3 protein-coding genes and 1 pseudogene are annotated in these 2,804 nt (G+C 41.7%); 2 read left to right on the forward strand and 2 right to left on the reverse strand.

Translation table 11 applies throughout. From position 1 onward, the window contains the following. Positions 1 to 79 precede the first annotated feature (79 nt). Positions 80 to 391, reverse strand: a complete 312-nt coding sequence (locus F6K38_RS38855; RefSeq protein ID WP_287360267.1) for a TRADD-N-associated membrane domain-containing protein — start codon at positions 389 to 391, stop codon at positions 80 to 82. A gap of 296 nt (positions 392 to 687) precedes the next feature. Beyond that, positions 688 to 939 (reverse strand): hypothetical protein, encoded by a 252-nt coding sequence (locus F6K38_RS38860; protein WP_287360268.1) that lies wholly within the window; start codon positions 937 to 939, stop codon positions 688 to 690. Between F6K38_RS38860 and F6K38_RS38865 the strand changes: the two genes are divergently transcribed. Both F6K38_RS38865 and F6K38_RS38870 read left to right on the forward strand, forming a co-directional pair. After that, complete coding sequence (locus tag F6K38_RS38865; RefSeq protein WP_287360270.1) at positions 904 to 2,286, forward strand: AAA family ATPase; 1,383 nt, start codon at positions 904 to 906, stop codon at positions 2,284 to 2,286. The two genes, F6K38_RS38860 and F6K38_RS38865, sit on opposite strands and share 36 nt — an antisense overlap. Further along, a pseudogene (locus F6K38_RS38870) lies at positions 2,279 to 2,804 on the forward strand (WD40 repeat domain-containing protein); the annotation flags it as partial. The gene F6K38_RS38865 and the pseudogene F6K38_RS38870, both read left to right, overlap by 8 nt.

Raw genomic sequence — 2,804 nt, forward strand, 5'->3', positions numbered from 1 at the left:
AGCTATCAGCTAATGCGCTACGGAAACAGCTAAAGGCTTGTGGCCAACGGCTGACGGCTGATAGCTGACGGCTGAATGCTTAGGTTTCATCTAACAATTTCTCCCTCATTTCCTTTAACTCTTCCTTGGAATCCTTCGCGAATTGGACACTAGTAATAGTCCCCAAAACTCCGCCCGATGCTGTCAAGCTTGCTTCCGACACTTTGTCAATATACAAAAGCCCGACACCACATAAAGTCATCAACGCTGATGCCGCAGTTACACCAAGGGCAAGGTTGTAACTATGTCTTACTTGTCGTAATAATTCCCGGATGATTTCTTCTTTGATATCACTTTTGAGATCACGGTTGTCATCCTTAATTTGTCGCTTCTTAGAAAAAATAAATGCCATTGTTGATCTCCTCAATCTTCTATCGTTTGCTGCTGATATTCGTATCTTATTCAGAGGAAACTATCTACAGCAAGGGCAAATGGGTTTAGTTGATGTTAGGTTTTGCCCTATTGGCTTTTAGGGAGCAGGGAGCAGCGATCCCCCCTAACCCCCCTTAATAAGGGGGGGAAAGAGCAGAGAAGAAAGAAAAGGGAAGAGGGAAAAAATATTCTGTACCTCATAGCTATGAAAAATGCTGTAAAATAGATTAGGGCAAATAGGTAAATCAAGAAAACCTATCTGCCCTAATTAAGCATTCAGCTATCAGCGTGTCGCGTATCAGCTATCAGCTTATGGGCTATGGGCAAGCTACGGAACTTTTGAAGAAAACAGGTAAGCGTAAAGTCACAACGTCGAAGCCTGTGCCACAAAGCTAACGGCTGACCGCTGACCGCTGACCGCTGAATGCTTACCGACTCCCGACTCCCGACTCCCGACTCCCGACTCCCGACTCCCGACTCCCTAAAATCAAAATGCGTGAATCTGACAAAGTGCGATCGAGTCAGCAAGGTAAAGCCAGACTCAGACAAGCTTACAAAGACGCTGGACTGAATCAAAAGACATTAGCAGAGCAAGCCCATGTTTCTGTGGATACCTTTCAGCGCTTGCTTGGTACTAAAGATTGTCCCCATGGAGTGGAAAGATGGGCAGTTAGAAATATTTGCAATGTTCTAAATCTTAAACCAACTGATATCGTTGACAGAAAAGACTGGGAGCCTCAACAGCAGTTACCACCAGAGTTTGAACAATTTATTCAAGACAAAACTCACTTATTTTGCGGACGTCAGTTCGTCTTTAAGGCTATTGAAACCTTCTTCAGCAAAACTGCTCAGGGCTACTTTACTGTTATTGGTGATGCTGGGATGGGTAAAAGTGCCATTGCTGCTAAGTATGTATCAGACAACCCAGACGCAATTTGCTTTTTTAATAGTCGTGCTGAAGGCATGAATCGTCCAGAATTATTCCTAAGGAAAATCCATCAACAATTGATAACTCGTTACCAGTTGCTAGATGCTCAAGATGCTGAGTTATCAACCTTGTTGGCTAAGGTTAGGGAAAAATTATCTGCTGGTGAACGGTTGGTGATTGTTGTGGATGCCTTGGATGAAGTTGACCAAGAAGGAGCTGGTAATCTTTTATATTTACCGAAAGTTTTACCAGAAGGTATTTATTTTATCTTGACCAGAAGACCGTATCATCAGAATCAGAAAAGGCTGCAGTTATCACCAAGTACACCAACCCAAAAATTGGATTTAAGGGAAAACTCCCAACAAAGCCATCGGGATGTAAAGGAGTATATTTGGCAATTGCTGGAGCATGGAGAGTATCAACAGGGCTTGAGTCAGTGGATTGAAAAGCAACGTGCCCTCTCTAATCAGGAGTTTGTGGAAGAGATTGCCGTAAAAAGCGAAAATAACTTTATGTATTTGCGCTGTGTTTTGCCAGCAATCGCTGATGGCTTTTATAATGATAAACCCTTGGATGAATTACCGGTAGGATTACAAGGCTATTATGAAAACCATTGGCAACTGATGGGGATGACAACCAAGCCTTTACCCAGGGAGAAAATTAAAATTATTTATGTGATGTGTGAGTTAGGTGATGCTGTTTCCCGTCAAGTAATTGCCAAGTATTCTAACCAAGATGAATTAACCGTGCAGGAAGTGCTTGATGGATGGGCACAATTTTTACAAAAGCAAGAAAGCGATCAAGCACCACTTTATCGATTTTATCACGAAAGTTTCCGAGATTTTTTGCATCGTCAGGATATTGTGGAAGCGGCGGGGGTGAATTTACCAGATATTAGTGCTGAAGTTGCCGATAAGATGATAGGAGTACTGTTTGGTGATGATTAATATTCGCAGCAGGTTAGCTAAATTACGATCAGATGAAAAAGCACTTTTATTGAGAAAATCTCCAAGTCAATTCTTAAAAGCTAATCGAATTAAAGAATTATTTATTATCTTAAGTGACTATGATTTTATTGAAGCCAAAATTAATCATCCTGAATTGGGCGTCAAGGCACTGATTGAAGATTATGAATTGATTGATGATATAGACTTATCTCATCCAGACTACAGTCAGCAAACGATACAATCCCTGAAGTTAATTCAGGGAGCGTTGCGACTATCAACACATATCTTAAGTCAAGATCCAAATCAATTAGCAGGGCAACTGTCAGGGCGTTTACTAGAGTTTGATACCCCAGACATTCAACGATTATTACAACAGATACCAGAAACTGAAACTACTTGTTTGCGTAGCTTGACAGCTACCTTAACTCCCCCTACTGGACTCTTACTATCTACCCTCAGTGGTCATGGTGACTCCGTAAATGCCGTTGCTGTCACACCAGATGACACCAAGGTAATTA

The organism is Moorena sp. SIO3B2, assembly GCF_010692525.1.
Taxonomy (GTDB): Bacteria; Cyanobacteriota; Cyanobacteriia; order Cyanobacteriales; family Coleofasciculaceae; genus Moorena; species Moorena producens.

Excerpts from the sequence above, each read along its gene's own strand:
- F6K38_RS38855 (WP_287360267.1), bottom strand. The coding sequence starts at position 391 with ATGGCATTTATTTTTTCTAAGAAGCGACAAATTAAGGATGACAACCGT.
- F6K38_RS38865 (WP_287360270.1), top strand. The coding sequence starts at position 904 with ATGCGTGAATCTGACAAAGTGCGATCGAGTCAGCAAGGTAAAGCCAGA.